This window comes from Sulfolobus islandicus Y.N.15.51, from assembly GCF_000022485.1.
Lineage (GTDB): Archaea > Thermoproteota > Thermoprotei_A > Sulfolobales > Sulfolobaceae > Saccharolobus > Saccharolobus islandicus.
Window position 1 is genome coordinate 2,480,864 of sequence record NC_012623.1, and the last position, 15,271, is coordinate 2,496,134.

At 35.4% G+C, this 15,271-nt stretch carries 19 protein-coding genes; 7 read left to right on the forward strand and 12 right to left on the reverse strand.

The genetic code is table 11. The annotated features are described in order from the left end of the window. The first annotated feature begins 50 nt into the window (after positions 1 to 50). Complete coding sequence (locus tag YN1551_RS13440; protein ID WP_009989429.1) at positions 51 to 227, forward strand: ribbon-helix-helix protein, CopG family; 177 nt, start codon at positions 51 to 53, stop codon at positions 225 to 227. Here the strand turns inward: YN1551_RS13440 and YN1551_RS13445 are convergent. The 6 genes from YN1551_RS13445 to YN1551_RS13470 form a co-directional block, all read right to left on the reverse strand. After that, positions 224 to 859 carry an MBL fold metallo-hydrolase gene (locus YN1551_RS13445; RefSeq protein WP_012718103.1) on the reverse strand — a complete coding sequence of 212 codons (636 nt, stop codon included), beginning with the start codon at positions 857 to 859 and terminating at the stop codon, positions 224 to 226. The genes YN1551_RS13440 and YN1551_RS13445 overlap by 4 nt on opposite strands. Before the next feature lie 8 nt (positions 860 to 867). Beyond that, the gene (locus tag YN1551_RS13450) at positions 868 to 1,986 is read right to left on the reverse strand and encodes an isopropylmalate synthase (protein WP_080513274.1); all 1,119 of its coding nucleotides are present in this window, start codon (positions 1,984 to 1,986) and stop codon (positions 868 to 870) included. Positions 1,987 to 2,059: 73 nt separating this feature from the next. Next, the gene (locus YN1551_RS13455) at positions 2,060 to 2,689 is read right to left on the reverse strand and encodes a 6-hydroxymethylpterin diphosphokinase MptE-like protein (protein WP_012710377.1); all 630 of its coding nucleotides are present in this window, start codon (positions 2,687 to 2,689) and stop codon (positions 2,060 to 2,062) included. Beyond that, the gene (locus YN1551_RS13460; protein ID WP_012710378.1) at positions 2,686 to 2,886 is read right to left on the reverse strand and encodes a hypothetical protein; all 201 of its coding nucleotides are present in this window, start codon (positions 2,884 to 2,886) and stop codon (positions 2,686 to 2,688) included. The genes YN1551_RS13455 and YN1551_RS13460 overlap by 4 nt, the downstream gene beginning before the upstream one ends. Beyond that, a complete protein-coding gene (locus tag YN1551_RS13465) occupies positions 2,870 to 3,262 on the reverse strand; it encodes a hypothetical protein (protein ID WP_012710379.1) in 393 nt (130 codons plus the stop codon). The genes YN1551_RS13460 and YN1551_RS13465 overlap by 17 nt, the downstream gene beginning before the upstream one ends. After that, positions 3,255 to 3,632 carry a hypothetical protein gene (locus YN1551_RS13470; protein WP_012710380.1) on the reverse strand — a complete coding sequence of 126 codons (378 nt, stop codon included), beginning with the start codon at positions 3,630 to 3,632 and terminating at the stop codon, positions 3,255 to 3,257. The genes YN1551_RS13465 and YN1551_RS13470 overlap by 8 nt, the downstream gene beginning before the upstream one ends. A 32-nt stretch (positions 3,633 to 3,664) precedes the next feature. On the opposite strand from YN1551_RS13470, the gene YN1551_RS13475 reads away from it, so the two are divergent. Then, complete coding sequence (locus YN1551_RS13475) at positions 3,665 to 4,168, forward strand: hypothetical protein (protein ID WP_012718104.1); 504 nt, start codon at positions 3,665 to 3,667, stop codon at positions 4,166 to 4,168. Continuing rightward, positions 4,158 to 4,574 carry a 6-pyruvoyl trahydropterin synthase family protein gene (locus YN1551_RS13480; protein ID WP_012715468.1) on the forward strand — a complete coding sequence of 139 codons (417 nt, stop codon included), beginning with the start codon at positions 4,158 to 4,160 and terminating at the stop codon, positions 4,572 to 4,574. Before YN1551_RS13475 ends, YN1551_RS13480 begins: the two co-directional genes overlap by 11 nt. A gap of 19 nt (positions 4,575 to 4,593) precedes the next feature. On the opposite strand, the gene YN1551_RS13485 is transcribed toward YN1551_RS13480, so the two are convergent. Both YN1551_RS13485 and YN1551_RS13490 read right to left on the reverse strand, forming a co-directional pair. Next, positions 4,594 to 5,037, reverse strand: a complete 444-nt coding sequence (locus tag YN1551_RS13485; protein ID WP_012712868.1) for a hypothetical protein — start codon at positions 5,035 to 5,037, stop codon at positions 4,594 to 4,596. Further along, positions 4,994 to 6,493 (reverse strand): dihydropteroate synthase-like protein, encoded by a 1,500-nt coding sequence (locus YN1551_RS13490; protein WP_012718105.1) that lies wholly within the window; start codon positions 6,491 to 6,493, stop codon positions 4,994 to 4,996. The genes YN1551_RS13485 and YN1551_RS13490 overlap by 44 nt, the downstream gene beginning before the upstream one ends. A 92-nt stretch (positions 6,494 to 6,585) precedes the next feature. On the opposite strand from YN1551_RS13490, the gene trxB reads away from it, so the two are divergent. Then, positions 6,586 to 7,557 carry a thioredoxin-disulfide reductase gene (gene trxB / locus YN1551_RS13495; RefSeq protein WP_012712870.1) on the forward strand — a complete coding sequence of 324 codons (972 nt, stop codon included), beginning with the start codon at positions 6,586 to 6,588 and terminating at the stop codon, positions 7,555 to 7,557. After that, on the forward strand, positions 7,554 to 8,348 hold the full coding sequence (locus YN1551_RS13500) for an inositol monophosphatase family protein (RefSeq protein ID WP_012715470.1): 795 nt from the start codon (positions 7,554 to 7,556) through the stop codon (positions 8,346 to 8,348). Before trxB ends, YN1551_RS13500 begins: the two co-directional genes overlap by 4 nt. On the opposite strand, the gene YN1551_RS13505 is transcribed toward YN1551_RS13500, so the two are convergent. From YN1551_RS13505 to YN1551_RS17200, 3 genes are all read right to left on the reverse strand, one after another. Further along, positions 8,296 to 10,116, reverse strand: a complete 1,821-nt coding sequence (locus YN1551_RS13505) for an AAA family ATPase (RefSeq protein WP_012718106.1) — start codon at positions 10,114 to 10,116, stop codon at positions 8,296 to 8,298. The genes YN1551_RS13500 and YN1551_RS13505 overlap by 53 nt on opposite strands. A gap of 81 nt (positions 10,117 to 10,197) precedes the next feature. Further along, entirely contained in the window at positions 10,198 to 11,754 is a 1,557-nt protein-coding gene (locus YN1551_RS13510; RefSeq protein ID WP_012718107.1) for a phytoene desaturase family protein, read from the reverse strand. Continuing rightward, positions 11,751 to 11,906 carry a hypothetical protein gene (locus YN1551_RS17200; RefSeq protein ID WP_012952247.1) on the reverse strand — a complete coding sequence of 52 codons (156 nt, stop codon included), beginning with the start codon at positions 11,904 to 11,906 and terminating at the stop codon, positions 11,751 to 11,753. Before YN1551_RS17200 ends, YN1551_RS13510 begins: the two co-directional genes overlap by 4 nt. On the opposite strand from YN1551_RS17200, the gene YN1551_RS13515 reads away from it, so the two are divergent. Both YN1551_RS13515 and YN1551_RS13520 read left to right on the forward strand, forming a co-directional pair. After that, positions 11,896 to 13,050 carry an alkaline phosphatase family protein gene (locus YN1551_RS13515; protein ID WP_015580657.1) on the forward strand — a complete coding sequence of 385 codons (1,155 nt, stop codon included), beginning with the start codon at positions 11,896 to 11,898 and terminating at the stop codon, positions 13,048 to 13,050. The genes YN1551_RS17200 and YN1551_RS13515 overlap by 11 nt on opposite strands. Next, on the forward strand, positions 13,043 to 13,582 hold the full coding sequence (locus tag YN1551_RS13520) for a phosphoribosyltransferase (RefSeq protein ID WP_012710390.1): 540 nt from the start codon (positions 13,043 to 13,045) through the stop codon (positions 13,580 to 13,582). Before YN1551_RS13515 ends, YN1551_RS13520 begins: the two co-directional genes overlap by 8 nt. On the opposite strand, the gene YN1551_RS13525 is transcribed toward YN1551_RS13520, so the two are convergent. Then, the gene (locus tag YN1551_RS13525; protein WP_012715472.1) at positions 13,572 to 15,233 is read right to left on the reverse strand and encodes a methylmalonyl-CoA mutase family protein; all 1,662 of its coding nucleotides are present in this window, start codon (positions 15,231 to 15,233) and stop codon (positions 13,572 to 13,574) included. The two genes, YN1551_RS13520 and YN1551_RS13525, sit on opposite strands and share 11 nt — an antisense overlap. Positions 15,234 to 15,271: the final 38 nt, after the last annotated feature.

The following is a 15,271-nucleotide window of genomic DNA, read 5'->3' on the forward strand; positions in this document are numbered from 1 at the left end:
TCCAGAGAATACTTAAACCTTACTGATGACAAGTTTATATATGATAAAAGATGAGAGTTGTAACATTTAAGGTAGAAGAAGACCTATTAGAGTTATTGGATAGATACGCTATAAAATACGGTTTAAATAGATCAGAAGCAATAAGGAAAGCAATAGAAAAGATGGTAAGAGATGAGTTATCTAAGGAGAGAGTCCCAGTAGCGAGGGTTGAAAAGATAAAGCTCTAGTAGGATATAATATACACTAGTTTCTTGTTCTCTTCTATCTTTTCATCTATAAGATTGTTTTTCAGATCTATTCCTCTTACCTCATATTTTATATTAGATAAGAACTCTTCTGGAGGGTCTAAAGGCATGTAATGTCCTTTAATCCAATAGTGTATTGGGATTATAATTTTAGGTGAAACTTTATCAATTATCTCTAGTGCTTCCTTGTAATTTATAGTTATTACTCCACCTATGGGTATTAAAAGGACATTCGCTCCATATAATTCCTTATAAATACTTTCGTCTGGAAGGTGACCTATATCTCCAAGATGGACAATCTTCTCACCGTCATTCTTTTGTATCACATATATACTATTTTGTCCTCTTAATTTACCGTTATACTTATCATGGTAACTCTTTATTCCCTTTATGGTGTAATTAACGTAATTTAAAGAGCCATAGAAGTTCATTTTGAGATCCTTGTATTCGAAAATTTGGTATGCGTTATGATCGTAATGATCGTGTGTTATTAAGATTAGATCTACCTTTTTTATATCTGGCTTAGGTAAACCAATACTTCCCCCATCATGCGGGTCAATTAATATTTTATCATCAATTAAAACACAAGAATGCCCAAAATATTTTAGTACCATAAGATCGTTTAAGAATTCATCAATTTAAGTGCAATGTTTTTCGCATCTTCCACTGTTACCTTATTACCAGATTCAGCTAATTTCTTAATCTCAGCTAGGACTATCTTTAATTTATCTTCAGATAGGTATATTCCTTGTTCTTCTAATAATCTCCTTAAGCCATGTATCCCACTGTGCTTGCCTAATGCCAATCTTCTGAAATTACCTACTTCTTCTGGCGAAATTGGCTCATATGTGAAGGGGTTTTCTATTACTCCATGAACGTGTATCCCAGATTCGTGACCAAAGGCATTATCTCCAACAATTGCCTTGAAATAGGGCACTGGTATGCCAGTCATTTCAGCCACAAACCTACTTACCTCATACAATTTCCAAGTTTTTACATTTGTCTCATAATTTAGTAATTTCTTTATTCCCATTACTACTTCTTCTAGTGATGCATTCCCAGCTCTCTCACCTATACCATTTACAGTAACGTGAGCTTGTCTAGCACCAGCGTATACACCAGCTAATGAATTCGCTGTTGCTAAGCCGAAGTCGTTATGGCAGTGAACACTCACTATTATTCTCTCACCTACGAAGTTTACAATTTTCTTTATCATATCATAATACTTGAAAGGATGCATAGTCCCTACTGTGTCTGGTATATTTATCCTTTCTGCCCCTGCTTCTATTGCAGTTCTAATTGCTGTGAACAAGAAGTCCTCTTCAGTTCTTGTTGCGTCCTCTGGGCTAAATTCCACTATCATACCGTGATCTTTTGCGTATTTCACGCTTTCATAGATCTTATTTAGAACTTCCTCTTTTGTCATCTTTAATTTATATTTCATGTGCAATTCTGAAGTGGCTATGAATAAGTGTATACTTGAGATTCCAGTACTTATTGTCTTATCTATATCGTTTTTATTGGATCTAGATAATCCAATTACTTCTACTTGATCCCCTACCTCTTCGAAAATCTTTTTAGTAGCTATGAATTCTCCTTCTGAAGATGCAGGAAAACCTGCTTCAATTACATCAACACCTAGATCTGCTAAATTTCTAGCTATCATTATTTTTTGCTCTATTGTTAGATCTATACCGGGAGCTTGCTCACCATCTCTTAAAGTAGTATCAAATATCCTAATTTTTTTAGGCGTAGAGAATACTCATACCTCGTACGCACCATGATAACTTCGGTATAATGCTATTTAAAACTTACTATTCATCATAATTTAAAACTTGTTCAATTATCATTCTGGCTATTTCTAACTTTTTTCTTTTTATCATCGAAGCTGGTACGTCTCTCTTATAGTATGGTTTAGAGTATTTTCCAATAATTCCGGATTCAAAATCCATGGCATATAATCTTATTTTCCTAGCTCCCATGTACTTTGCTAAAACTACGGCCCTATCTCCGTCAGTGAACCCACCATACAGTCTTAAACGACCAAAAGGCATCACTTGTGAATTCGGAATTACCTTATCCATCTCCTTGACCTTAGGTAGTAAACTGATATTATCACCATGAGCCAACACTAGGTATATTGGGTTTTTATGGAAAGTTTGAAGACCATCCAAATCAGTTACCACAATATCAGGGATAACTCCTATATTTATGAGATAGTTTGTGGCACCATCCGCAGCTATTATAACGTCCTCTTCAATCTTATTTATTTTATCCAACTGAGGACTTGCTCCAACTACCGCAATTTCCCTTCCCTTAATTATGTCTCTCAATTCAGACTCATCGTACTCCTTCGTTACTAGATAGTTTAGTATTGATGCAGAAATATAGTCATCCCTTTCTTTAAATCCGAACCAACTCCTTACTATTTTATAAAAGTTCAACCATCCGAACGTACTATAAAGTAAATTATATCACCTTCCTCTTTAATTATGTCAATGTTGTATTTACCTTTTATTGTCTCGAAATATGGATTTTTTAAATTTATCTTAAATATTACATTATTATGAAGCAAGTACTCAATTGCCTCTAATGGATCATTCGAACATGTGTAGGAGTCTAGATCAATCGTGATATTCATCATATATTCCCTCAACCTCTTCTAGAATTTTCGTAATTTCGTCAACCAACATTTCCGCTTCCTTATTCCTTATTATTACAGTTGGAGTTTTCAAAGAGGACTCGTTTATCAAGGTTATTGGTATTAGTTTTAGTTCGAGATCCCTTAATTTCTTCTCTATATTACTTTCATCATTAAGCATTATTGTAGTATTCCAAAGGAGTTCATATCTAAATATATCCTTTAAAGCCAATAACACTCTAGCTAAATTTTCTATAGTATCTAAGCTTCTTACCACAGTGTAGTAAAGATCTCCATCCTCAAAGGCTATTTGTGCCTCTTTTAACGTTCTTCTAGCCCTGAGCAAATATTCAGCAGCTACTAGACTTTTATCCATTTTTCTCATCCTCTGAAGAATATAGTACTTTTCCATGATTATTTAGATACTCAATTATTGGTATTTCGTATTCCAATTCCTTAGGAGATAATATTAATCCGTAGATTTTAGGTAAATCTCCATGGCTTAAGATAAAATTCTTCGTACTCTCCTTATTCTTTACCTTATTGTAGAAGAACGAAAATATTTCACCCCTAGCATAGAGTGAGATTTTGGAGACTTTATCTAACACTAATAAATAAATTACCTCCTCAGTTTCATCAAATTTTTCAAAAGATTTTCCACCAACTATAATCTTTTTCACGTAATCCCCGTACCATTCTATAAAAAGAGAGGATAAGTCCTCAATTACACTTAGAAGTAACTTCATGTTTAATAGTTAGTTACTCAATATAAAAAATTATGAATGAGAATGCCGAAAGTTACTTGAAGGAGCGAATTAGTATCACTTTACCAATTCTAAACATATCTGTACCTTGTAATACTACTTGTATTATGACGAGTAAGTATAAACATCTTCTCTCAATAGAGAATTTCAAGGCACAATTAGAAATATTAGATAGTCTTATTAATTTAATTGAAGATAAAATATACACGCTAAGATATGAGATCGAGGATAAGTTCTCTCACTATAAGGCTAACATTAATATAGATAATTTAGTATATGCGATTTACAAGATGATTGAGGAGGGTGGAAATATGGTCCTAGGCGAAAAGATATATTTCGGAAATAAGGAAGTAGCTTACGGTGATTATACTGTTTTAATAGGCTTCCACAGTCTTGTTGAAAAGATTGTAAAGACTGATTCTAACATTAGATCATTATGTGATGAGATAAGATATTTAAGCGAGTCCACATGGGAACATTTTGACAAGAATATAAGGGGGTCTTTAAATGAAAGTTAGAGTTGGTATTGAAGGAATCACAATGGATTCGGCTCATTATACCTTATCGTCATATGCTGATAGCCAAATTCATGGTCATACGTACATTATTAATGTGGAAGTTGAGGGTGAAGTCAATGAGAAATCTGGATTTGTAGTAGACTTTAACTTACTTAAAAAGATGGTTAGAGAGGTAATACAAGAGTGGGATCATAAACTTATCATACCTAAGGTTGACTTAGATAAGTCGAGGTTTGAAGGTCCGTTCAGGGTGGATTACAAGGTAATAGATGCTCCATTTCCTACTGCTGAGTATATAGGTATTGAAATAGCAAAGGACATATATCTAAAACTGAATAAAAAGTACAGAATACTTTTAAAGATATATGAGGGAAAGGACTCTTATGCAATTATAGAGTATCCATAGTCAATAGATCTTTTGTCAATTAGGAGGAGAAAATTAGAAAGCGTAAGCCTATGTTGTCAATCCACCTACATTCTTTAGATTCCTTTCTTTTCTTGAAACAGAGAATGGAATTATCGTCAAATCTAAAACACCATTCTTTACCCTGCTCAAGTTGCTTAAATAGCTGATTTATATTTTTCACACTCTCTTCTTCTCCATTGCACAAATATCCGTAGATCTCATATCTTTTTATGATCAGGTCATTATCAAATACAAATACCCCACCAAATATTGCGGGATAGCATAACTTCTTGTCCCTATTCCCGCATGCAATATCTATCCTAAAAGATTTAGATAGTTTTAAGAGAAAGTCCTTTACATCTTCATCTGCATTCTTGAGCGTAATTATTGGGGGAATTACACTGAAGACAAACGTAATATTATCGATCTCTTTTCTTATCATGCTCGGTATGGAAATTATCATTAATTATCTTTTTGAATAATGGTTTGTCCTGGATATAATTTTTATCGAGTTGGTACGCAATTTCAGCCTTTGCTAGTTCATATCCTATATATACTGCATGCTCTTTGCTAATATCCTTAACTCTTCTAATTAATTCTCTACCGATACTAAGTCCATTTTTCCCTTTTATTGTTACCTTGTTTTTACCTATCCATTTTACTCCAAATCCGTCTTCGCTCACGAAAATTTTAGCGAATCCACTTTTGTCCATTTCTGGCTCTATATACTCATTAACAATTACGTCAGCGCCAAAATTCTCCCTAAATATTCTCTTATCCTTAAGTACGAGCAAATCTATGCCTATATCTTTAGGAAGCCTATTTTCCTTCAAAGCTATACTTATCATTTTCGTAGCTTGTGATAATTCCCAACTGCTCCACTTCGTTTTACCCTTTTCCATAATTAGCAAGTTAGAAACTCCCAACTCTCCAGCAATAGCAGAGAGAAGTGCGTTAACTCCCAAACTATCCGCATCAATGAGTTCAGTTACGTTAAGAATTCCCATTAAAATCGGTATATCTTGTAACTTTTCCCTCACGTACTTATACTCAATTATACTATTTACTAACCCTCTTAGAGGTGGTGACAACACTGGATCTGCTATTAACTTATCGAATCCCTTCTGTTTAGCTTTTCTAACTAGATCAACAGTTATCTCTCCTCTATTTTCAGTATTGAATGGGGCTACAACAAATGCTGCTTCTCTCCTAATTTCCTCAAGTTCCTCCAAGTTAGTTTCATTTAAGTTAAATACGAATGAAGCTCCAGCTCTTACACCCTCTTTTAATTCCCTAGGCGATTCAGCATCTATTCCAACAACATGTCCGTAATCCACCAATTGTTTAACCTTGTTTTTGACTTCATCCAAATCGTAGTGGCCTACCGGAAGACCTAATACTACTACATTAATGTTTCTCCTTAGTCTCTCTAATTTCTCGAATTCTTGCTTATTATCTATTTCCAAAAATATTCTGAAAGGAGGCGGATAATTTGTAATCTTCACCCCATTTATTTCGAAAGAAATCTTAGCCTCTTCTTCTATTTTTCTTAGCTTCTCCTCTATGTTGTCCATTTTACCTATAATCTTATCAGCGGGTTCTGTTGTAGAGAGTTGTACTCCATTTTTTAAGGCCTCAATTACCCTAGGTAGATCCCAAGCTTCCTCTGTTCCTTTGAACGTTTTCACTCCCGTAACTTCTTCAACAATTTTAGCGTCGCCATATACCATACCAGGTAAAAGTATGTAATCTACATCATATTTCGTCTGCTTCAAGTTCTCTGCTATAAACTTTGTACTCATTAGTGAGGCAACGGGATAGTTAAGTACTTTAATCTCGACCTTGGTATCTTTAATGTTCTTAGCAACTTCAGAAAGTATTGGTGCAGCTAGAGTTCCAGTTACTACTAATACTTTCACACATTTATTCTAGTTTTTACGGTATTTAATTTCACGTTTTTAGAATCGTTGAACAAAACTCTTAAAATTCGCTTACCAAATATAGTATAGCTATGAGTCTTCTACCAAGAACTGCAAGTGTAAAACCGGGAGAGAGGTTCGATGTTATAATTGTTGGACTAGGTCCTGCCGCTTATGGCGCTGCATTATATACTGCTAGATATATGCTAAAGACTCTAGTTATAGGAGAAACTCCAGGTGGGCAGTTAACTGAAGCGAGTATAGTTGATGATTATCTTGGCTTAATAGAAATTCAAGCGAGCGATATGATAAAGGTATTTAATAAACACATAGAGAAGTATGAGGTACCCGTCTTGTTGGATATTGTGGAGAAAATTGAAAATAGTGGGGACGGATTTGTAGTGAAAACCAAGAGAAAAGGTGAGTTTAAGGCTGATAGCGTTATCTTAGGGATAGGAGTAAAGAGAAGAAAGTTAGGTGTACTTGGAGAACAAGAGTTTGTAGGAAAGGGTATATCGTACTGCTCAGTCTGCGATGCCCCATTATTTAAGAACAGAGTCGTTGCAGTTGTTGGAGGAGGAGATTCCGCGTTAGAAGGAGCTGAGATATTATCTAGTTATTCTACTAAAGTCTATTTAATACATAGAAGAGATAGTTTTAAGGCACAACCAATTTATGTTGAAACAGTTAAGAAAAAACCAAATGTTGAATTTGTACTTAATTCAGTAGTGAAGGAAATTAAGGGAGATAAGGTTGTTAGACAATTAGTTGTGGAGAATTTGAAAACTGGTGAGATTAAGGAGTTGAATGTAAACGGTGTGTTTGTAGAAATAGGATTTGACCCTCCAACAGATTTCGCCAAGAGCAATGGGATAGAGACTGATACAAACGGGTATATTAAAGTGGATGAATGGATGAGGACTAGTGTACCAGGAATATTTGCAGCAGGAGACTGTACGTCAATGTGGTTGGGGTTTAGACAAGTTATTACTTCAGTAGCTCAAGGTGCTGTGGCTGCGACTTCAGCTTATAGATATGTGACAGAAAAGAAGGGTAAGAAATGATCGATTTATTAAATAAAATCGCTATCAGCGCAACAAAATATTTAAATGAAATAAAGGATGAAAAAGATCTAGATAAGGTAGTTGGATTTCACTCGGGAGACACTACACGAGTAATTGATAAGAAGTCTGAGGAGTATATTTTTCAGTTATTAAATGATACTGGACTAAAATTTAAGTTCGTTTCTGAGGAATCCGGTGTTATAATACCATCAAATGGTTATGATTATGTTGCGTTAATTGACCCATTGGATGGCAGTAACAATTTTGTACTTGGTGTACCGTGGTATTCTATATCAGTATCTATTTATGGCAAAAGTGCAAAAGGTTTGTTAGATTCGCTAGGGGGATTTGTTTCACATATTTCAATTGATAAGATATATTCGTACGATATTTCTACTGCATATGTAAATGGATCTCCCTTAAAGATTGAAATGATTGGTAATTCTCCCTCAAATGTGGTAATTACATATTTTGATGAGAGAGGCATAGATAAGACATTAAAGATTCTCTCAGTTCTAAAGGGATATAAGGTTAGAAGCTTTGGTAGCGCATCATTAGATATGATTCTAACTTGCATGGGTAAAGCGGGATTATATTTTGACATTAGAGGAAAGTTAAGAAACGTAGATATCGCTGCATCAGCCAACTTTTGTAAAAGATTGAACTCTATTCCATCCACATTAAATGGTAAAGAAATAAGTAGTGGAATAGATGATATATATAAAATAGATGAAATTATCATGTCTCGCGATCAGAGTTTGATAAAGAATGTTTACTCAATCTTTTCTTAACTGAGGGATGTATTTTATTAAGTGCATCTATTAAGTCTTCTTTAGTTAGCGTTCTATTGCTTTCTCCTCTCAAGATACTCTTTAACACTTTCATCTTAGCCTCTCTCGCTAATGCAGATAAGTCAGCCCCTGAATAACCTTCCGTCTGCTCTGCTAAAATTCCGCAATCTACTTTTTCGCATTCCTCTTTTCCAATATATTTCATTAGTATATCTAGCCTCTCTTCCCTATTTGGAAGTGGCATATGAATAATTTTATCAAATCTGCCTGGTCTCAATAGAGCTGGATCTATGGCTTTTAATCTATTTGTAGTCCCTATTACAACTACTTCCTTCAAACTTCTTATTCCATCCATCTCTGTTAACAGTTGATTAACAATTCTCGAAGAATCTGTATAACTCTTATAGTTTCTTTTAGATGCAATTGCATCTAGCTCGTCTAATAAAACTATTGCGGGCTTGTTTTCCCTCGCTCTGTTAAATACTTCCTTAATTGCTGCTATTGCACCCTCGTACCCTTTATACATAATCTCAGCTCCACTTAACGCAATTAACTTGACGTTAAGTGTTTTAGCCAATGCCTTAGCCATCATGGTCTTACCTACACCCGGGGGTCCGTAAAGCAATATTCCCCTAATTGGAGGAACTTTCAATTGTTCCAATAATTTATAGTGATATAATTGTAACTCTAACAATTCTTTTAATTCAGTCTTTATCTCGTTATAGCCTCCTATATCATTTAAAGTTAATTTCTCTCCTAGCTCATTTTCCTCTTCTCCTTTACGTACCCTTCTTTCAAAATCAAGTCTGAATTTCTCATAATCTTCTATCATTTGTAGCGTTATACTAGGCTTATATTTTTTGATCAACTCAATGAAATCTGCCATAGTTATTTTCCTATATGCACCTTTTTCTATTGCTTCAGATGCAACTTTCCTCGCTGCCTCTTGACATAAATTAGCCAAGTCCGCTCCACTATACCTCTCAGTAATTTCAGCTAATTTATCAAAGTCTACATCTTCAGCCAACGGTTTCCCTTTACAATGTATTTGTAAAATTTGTTTCCTAGCCTCTTTGTTTGGTGGGCCAATGTAAATTAATTTATCAAATCTACCAGCTCTGAGTAATGCCTTATCTAACATTTGGGGAACATTCGTAGACCCTACTACTATTACACCGTCCTCACTATGTAATCCATCAATTTCCGATAACATTAGGGATAATAATCTAGGTGTTACAGAGTCACCAGTGTGAGACTCTCTTTTAACACCTATTGTGTCTATCTCATCAAAGAATAGAATACATGGGGAGTTTTTTCTAGCATTATTAAATAACTCTCTCAGTCTAGCTTCACTCTCTCCATACCACTTGCTCATAATATCACTTATGTTAACGTAGAGAAAGTTTAATTTAGATTCGTTAGCTAATGCTCTCATCATCATAGTTTTTCCGCAACCTGGAGGGCCAAACAATAACATCCCCTTAGGCGGTTTTAAGCCATATTTCATTGCGATATCCCTATTTTTTAAGGGCAATTCTATGTACTCTTTTATCTCTTTTTTTGCATCCTCATATCCCCCTATATCATTCCAAGTTATCTTTTTATCCTCTACCTCGATTTTTTTCTTCTGTGATTTATTCTGTAATTGCAAAGCTTTATCGGAATAGGCAAATTTGGCAGTGGATTTTCCAAAAATCTTCATGAGTATGATTATTAGTACTGCTAAGCTAATAAATATAATTGCTAAGTTAAGTACGGGCTCTATCAATTTAAATCAAGAGTAATATCTGCCTTTATGATTATAAGCTTATTTCAAAACTTTTTATCTAGAAAAGGACTTAATTAGTATCTACTTATAAATATCTTTTCTCAAATCTTCTAGAATTTTGATGTGGGCATTATATCCAGGAGCGCCGGTAACACCACCACCTGGATGAGTTCCAGATCCACAAAGGTAAAGTCCCTTTATTGGTGTGGTATAATCACTATAACCTATTAATGGCCGGAAGAAGTATAATTGATCTGGAGTCATATCTAGATGAAAAATATTCCCTCCACTAATTCCGAACCTCCTCTCAATGTCCAATGGTGTTAAAACTTCATACCTAATAGGTCTGAAATTTGGTGCGAATTCCCTAATTTTCTCAAACGTTATTTCGGCAATTCTATCTTTCATTTCATCATTTTTCTTACTGTCGTAAACCAAGTATTGCCCAAATATGGAGAAGGAGAACTTCCCTTGTGGAGCTACTGTAGGGTCTACGGAGGATTGAATGTTAATGGAAAGCCAAGGTTCCTTAGAGTATCCTAATGTTCTAGCGTCGTCATAAGCTTTCTCTATATATTTCATGTTTGGCATTATCAATTCAGAAGCCACATGTTCGGGTGATAGGCTCTTACCATTGCCAAAATCTGGTAATTCCTCCAAGTATCCAACGATCTTAAATGACACACCAACGTTTTTCAAAGCTTTTACTCTTCTAATGAAATCTTCCTCTAGATTTGCATTTCTTAAAAGTTTAAAGAACGTTGTTTTAGGATCAGCATTTGAAACGACAATTTTAGCGTTTATTATTTTTCCATTTTTAAGTTTGATACCTTCTACCTTTCCATTCTTTACTAATATCTCATCAACTTCCGCATTAGTGTAAATCTCAGCCCCAAGGTATTCAGCTGATCTTTTAAGAGCTTGAGTAACCCCTCCCATTCCTCCTTCTACGTAACCCCAAGCTCCTTTCACACCATTTACTTCACCTATAACATGATGAGCAAGTACATATGCCGTTCCCGGAGTCGAAGGTGAGGCAAAGGTTCCTACGACAGAGTCTTCTGCCAATGCTGATTTAACTTCATCTGTTTCAAAATACTCATCAAGTAATGATTTTGCATCTTGCATGAAGGTTCTTAAGAAACTTAGCGCTAATTCTTCATTCACGTTTCCCTTAAACATCTCAAGTAAGTTCTTAGCCTCATCTATATGTGGAGGAGGGTTTAACATCAAGAAATCTGCTATCTCAGCGAATACGTCCCAGAATTTAACCCATTTTTCATAATTCTTTGCATCTTTTTTTGAGAATTTTTCTATTTCTTTCTTAGTTTTTTCTAGACTTAACCAGACGTATAATTTTTTACCATTTTCAAATGGCAAAAATAATCCCGGATCTTTTAAATAAACCTTTAATCCAAACTCTCTTAGTTTTAATTCCTCTATTATCTTAGGTCTCAATAGGCTAAGCACATAAGCACCAGTGGAAACTTTAATACCTGGCCATAACTCCTCAGTAATCGACGCACCACCCACTATTTCCCTTCTCTCAAATACAGCAACTTTTAGTCCAGCCTTGGCTAGATATGCTGCTGTAACTAGTCCATTATGCCCTCCACCAATAATTGCTACATCTATCATTTAGCTCGCCTTATAGTTAGCCATACTAGAAATCCTATTCCAACTCCTAAAGCCCCAAATCCTATGGAGATATATGTAAATGTTTCAATCGTTTGAACAATTGGTGGTGTTATAGTTTGTGTGGCCGTAGCCAATACTGTTATGGGTAACATTGACATAAACTTAAAAATAAATACTTATAACCTTATTGCAAATATGGATCTGATATTACCAGACTATTATGGAGAGAATATTTACACATTATCTTGTTTTATAGCTGAATACCTTGGAGTTCAGAGGCAATGTTTGAATAAGATGAATTTAAACGTTAATAGTAAATTGGTTTTAGCATTATTTGATGGTCTAGGGTGGAACATATTTAATCGAACTGGGATAAATTTACAAGCAACAAAGATAACAAGTGTTTTCCCATCCACAACATCCACTGTATTGACAACATTATTCACCGCATCAACGCCTGGTGAGCATGGTGTTTTAGGTTATAATACCTTCTCAAAGAGGTTAGGAGGAATCGTAAATACTCTACGTTACACTTATCCTACGGTAAGTGATAGAGATTCCATAAGAGATTCCGTACCTTTTTCTTCATCGTTTCCTTATGTTAAAGGCTATTTGAAAGAAGTTCAAGGTAAGAAGGCTATATCTTTAGTGCCTAAGGGAATTGAAAATACCGAGTTTAGCAATGCTACGCATGGAGCTTCTGGTGAGTCGAAAACTTATGTTAACTTTTGGGATGCATTTTATCAACTCTCACAGATTTTACAACAAGACGCATATGACTTTATCTACTTTTACGTTCCAGATGTAGATACTTTGTCTCATAAATATGGACCGTATACAGATCCTACCATTAAATCTGCAAGAGATATTTTGATCAGCATCTTAGAGATTTCAGAAAAACATAAGAAATATAGTTTTATAATAACAGCAGATCATGGCCACGTTCCCGTTTCTGAAACTATACTCTTCAACAATGACCAAGACTTACTTAATATGCTTGATGTTCCTCCATATGGAGACTCTAGGGCAATATTTTTAAGAACTAGATATGACGTTTCAATTTATCTCAGCAGAAAGTATGGAAGTCTTAAAATATTCGGAAAAAGCGATCTTGAAAGGTTACTAGGAAAGATTAAGGACATTTCTGCCTTTCCGGACTATATTGCAGTTCCTACTGATTATCGAGCATTCATATTTAATTTTAAGGAAAAAGACGACTATGATAAACTTAAAGGGCATCATGGAGGACTATTGCAAGAGGAATTTGAGATACCTTTGGTGATCTTGAATGGTTGAATATCATATTCCATCATGGGATGAAATAGAAGACGCAGTTTTTTCAATAGGCGAGGCGTTAGTTAAGAATAATTATATTCCAGATGTTTTGGTCGCGGTATTAACGGGTGGCATTGTACCGGCTAAACTTCTTTCTGACTTACTAGATTTGAAAGTAATTAGGTATATAGATATAAAATTCTATCGTAGCGTTGGAAAAACTGAAAGTAGGCCAGTAATCAGATCCGTATATACTGATTCTTTAGAGGGGAAGAAAGTTCTAGTAATTGATGATGTTGCTGATACTGGCGAAACTCTGGAGGCGGTTAGTAATGTTATAACCATGTTTAATCCAGCTAAAGTAATGACTGCAACTTTATACTTAAAACCTTGGTCCAAGAGGGTTCCAGATTTCTATTACAAACAAATTGATAAGTGGATAATTTTCCCATGGGATAAATGGGATGTTGTTAGGGAAAATAATGATGTTCCCGTTAACAAAAAGGAGAGATTCTTCGACTTATATAATCAATTATTAAAAATCAGAAAATAGAAGGTTCTTTATATTCTCCCCAAATATCTCGTAAAACACTGCTGGTCTCCCCTACTGTTGCCCCTACTCTTAGGGCATCAATCATGTATGGGAACAAATTCTCATTCTCTTTTTCAGCAGCTTTTCGTAGATTATTGAGACTATCCCTAACTTTCATTCCATCTCTCTCTTGTTTATACTTCTTTAACCTTGAAATAACCCTCTCCCTAACCTCTGGATTTACTCTAAATATTTCAGTTGTTCCAATCCACTCTGGTTCATAATACATATTAACACCAACTTTTCCGAGGTCACTCTCTTCTATTCTCTTCTGTATTCTATACGCGCTTTCAGCTATCTGTGCTTGCGGATACCCATTTTCTATGGCTTTTATCATACCACCCATTTTTTCTACTTGATCTATAATCTTCCACGCTCTCTCCTCTATTTCATCGGTCAGCCACTCTATGTAATATGAGCCTCCCAATGGATCCACTATATCGGCAGCTCCACTCTCATTCGCTATTATCTGCTGAACTCTTATTGCAATCTTAGCGGCTTTCTCAGTGGGTAACGCCAATGCTTCGTCATATGAATTAACGTGCAAACTTTGGGTTCCACCCAATACAGCGGCTAATGCTTGCAATGTAGTCCTTATTATGTTTATTTCCGGCTGTTGTGCAGTTAATTCAGCTCCTCCTGTTTGCGTATGGAACCTTAACATCATTGACTCAAGTTTCTTAGCGTTAAACATTTCTTTCATTATTTTCGCCCACATTCTTCGGGCAGCTCTAAATTTAGCAACTTCCTCGAATATATCTGAGTAAGCTGCGAAGAAGAAGGATAAATGTGGTGCAAATTCGTCCACACTAATCCCCCTCTCCATTGTTTTTCTGACATACTCCATACCATCCGCCAATGTAAACGCCACTTCCAATACCGCATCCGCCCCAGCTTCTCTTATGTGATATCCACTTATGCTTATTGGATGCCATTTTGGTAAGTATTTAGCGGAGTATTCGATAATGTCGATGGCGTATCTCATTGAGGGCGAAGGTGGGTATATGAAGTTCTTTCTAGCTATATACTCTTTTAAAATATCATTTTGAACTGTTCCATCTAAAACGTTCTTGTTAATATTTCTACTTTCGGTAGTAGCAATCAGCATTGAGAGTAATTCCATGGCGGTGGCGTTTATAGTCATTGAAGTAGAAACCTTGTCGAGGGGTATTCCGGACATTACCATATCCATTTCCTTCCAATGGAACATGGAGACTCCAACAACTCCAACCTCTGTGTAAGCTAATTCATGATCCGGGTCTAATCCCAATTGGGTAGGTAAATCAAAGGCCATACTTAAACCAGTTTGTCCTGCTTCCAATAATTTCCTAAACCTCGAATTCGTTTCCTCTGCAGATCCAAAGCCCGCATATTGTCTAATTGTCCAAATCCTTCCTCTATACATGTTAGGATAAATTCCTCTTGTGAATGGATACTCACCTGGTAATCCCAACTTTTCCATGTAATTGCCTTTGACATCCAATGGAGTATAAACTGGTTTAATATGTATTCCGGAAAACGTTTTGAATTCCTTTTTCCTCTCTCCCCTCTTCTTCACCCAACTTAAATAGACCGTTTCTTCCCATTCCTTAATTCTATCTTCAATATCCATATTATGTTTAAATCCTATAAACAGTATATAACTTTTTC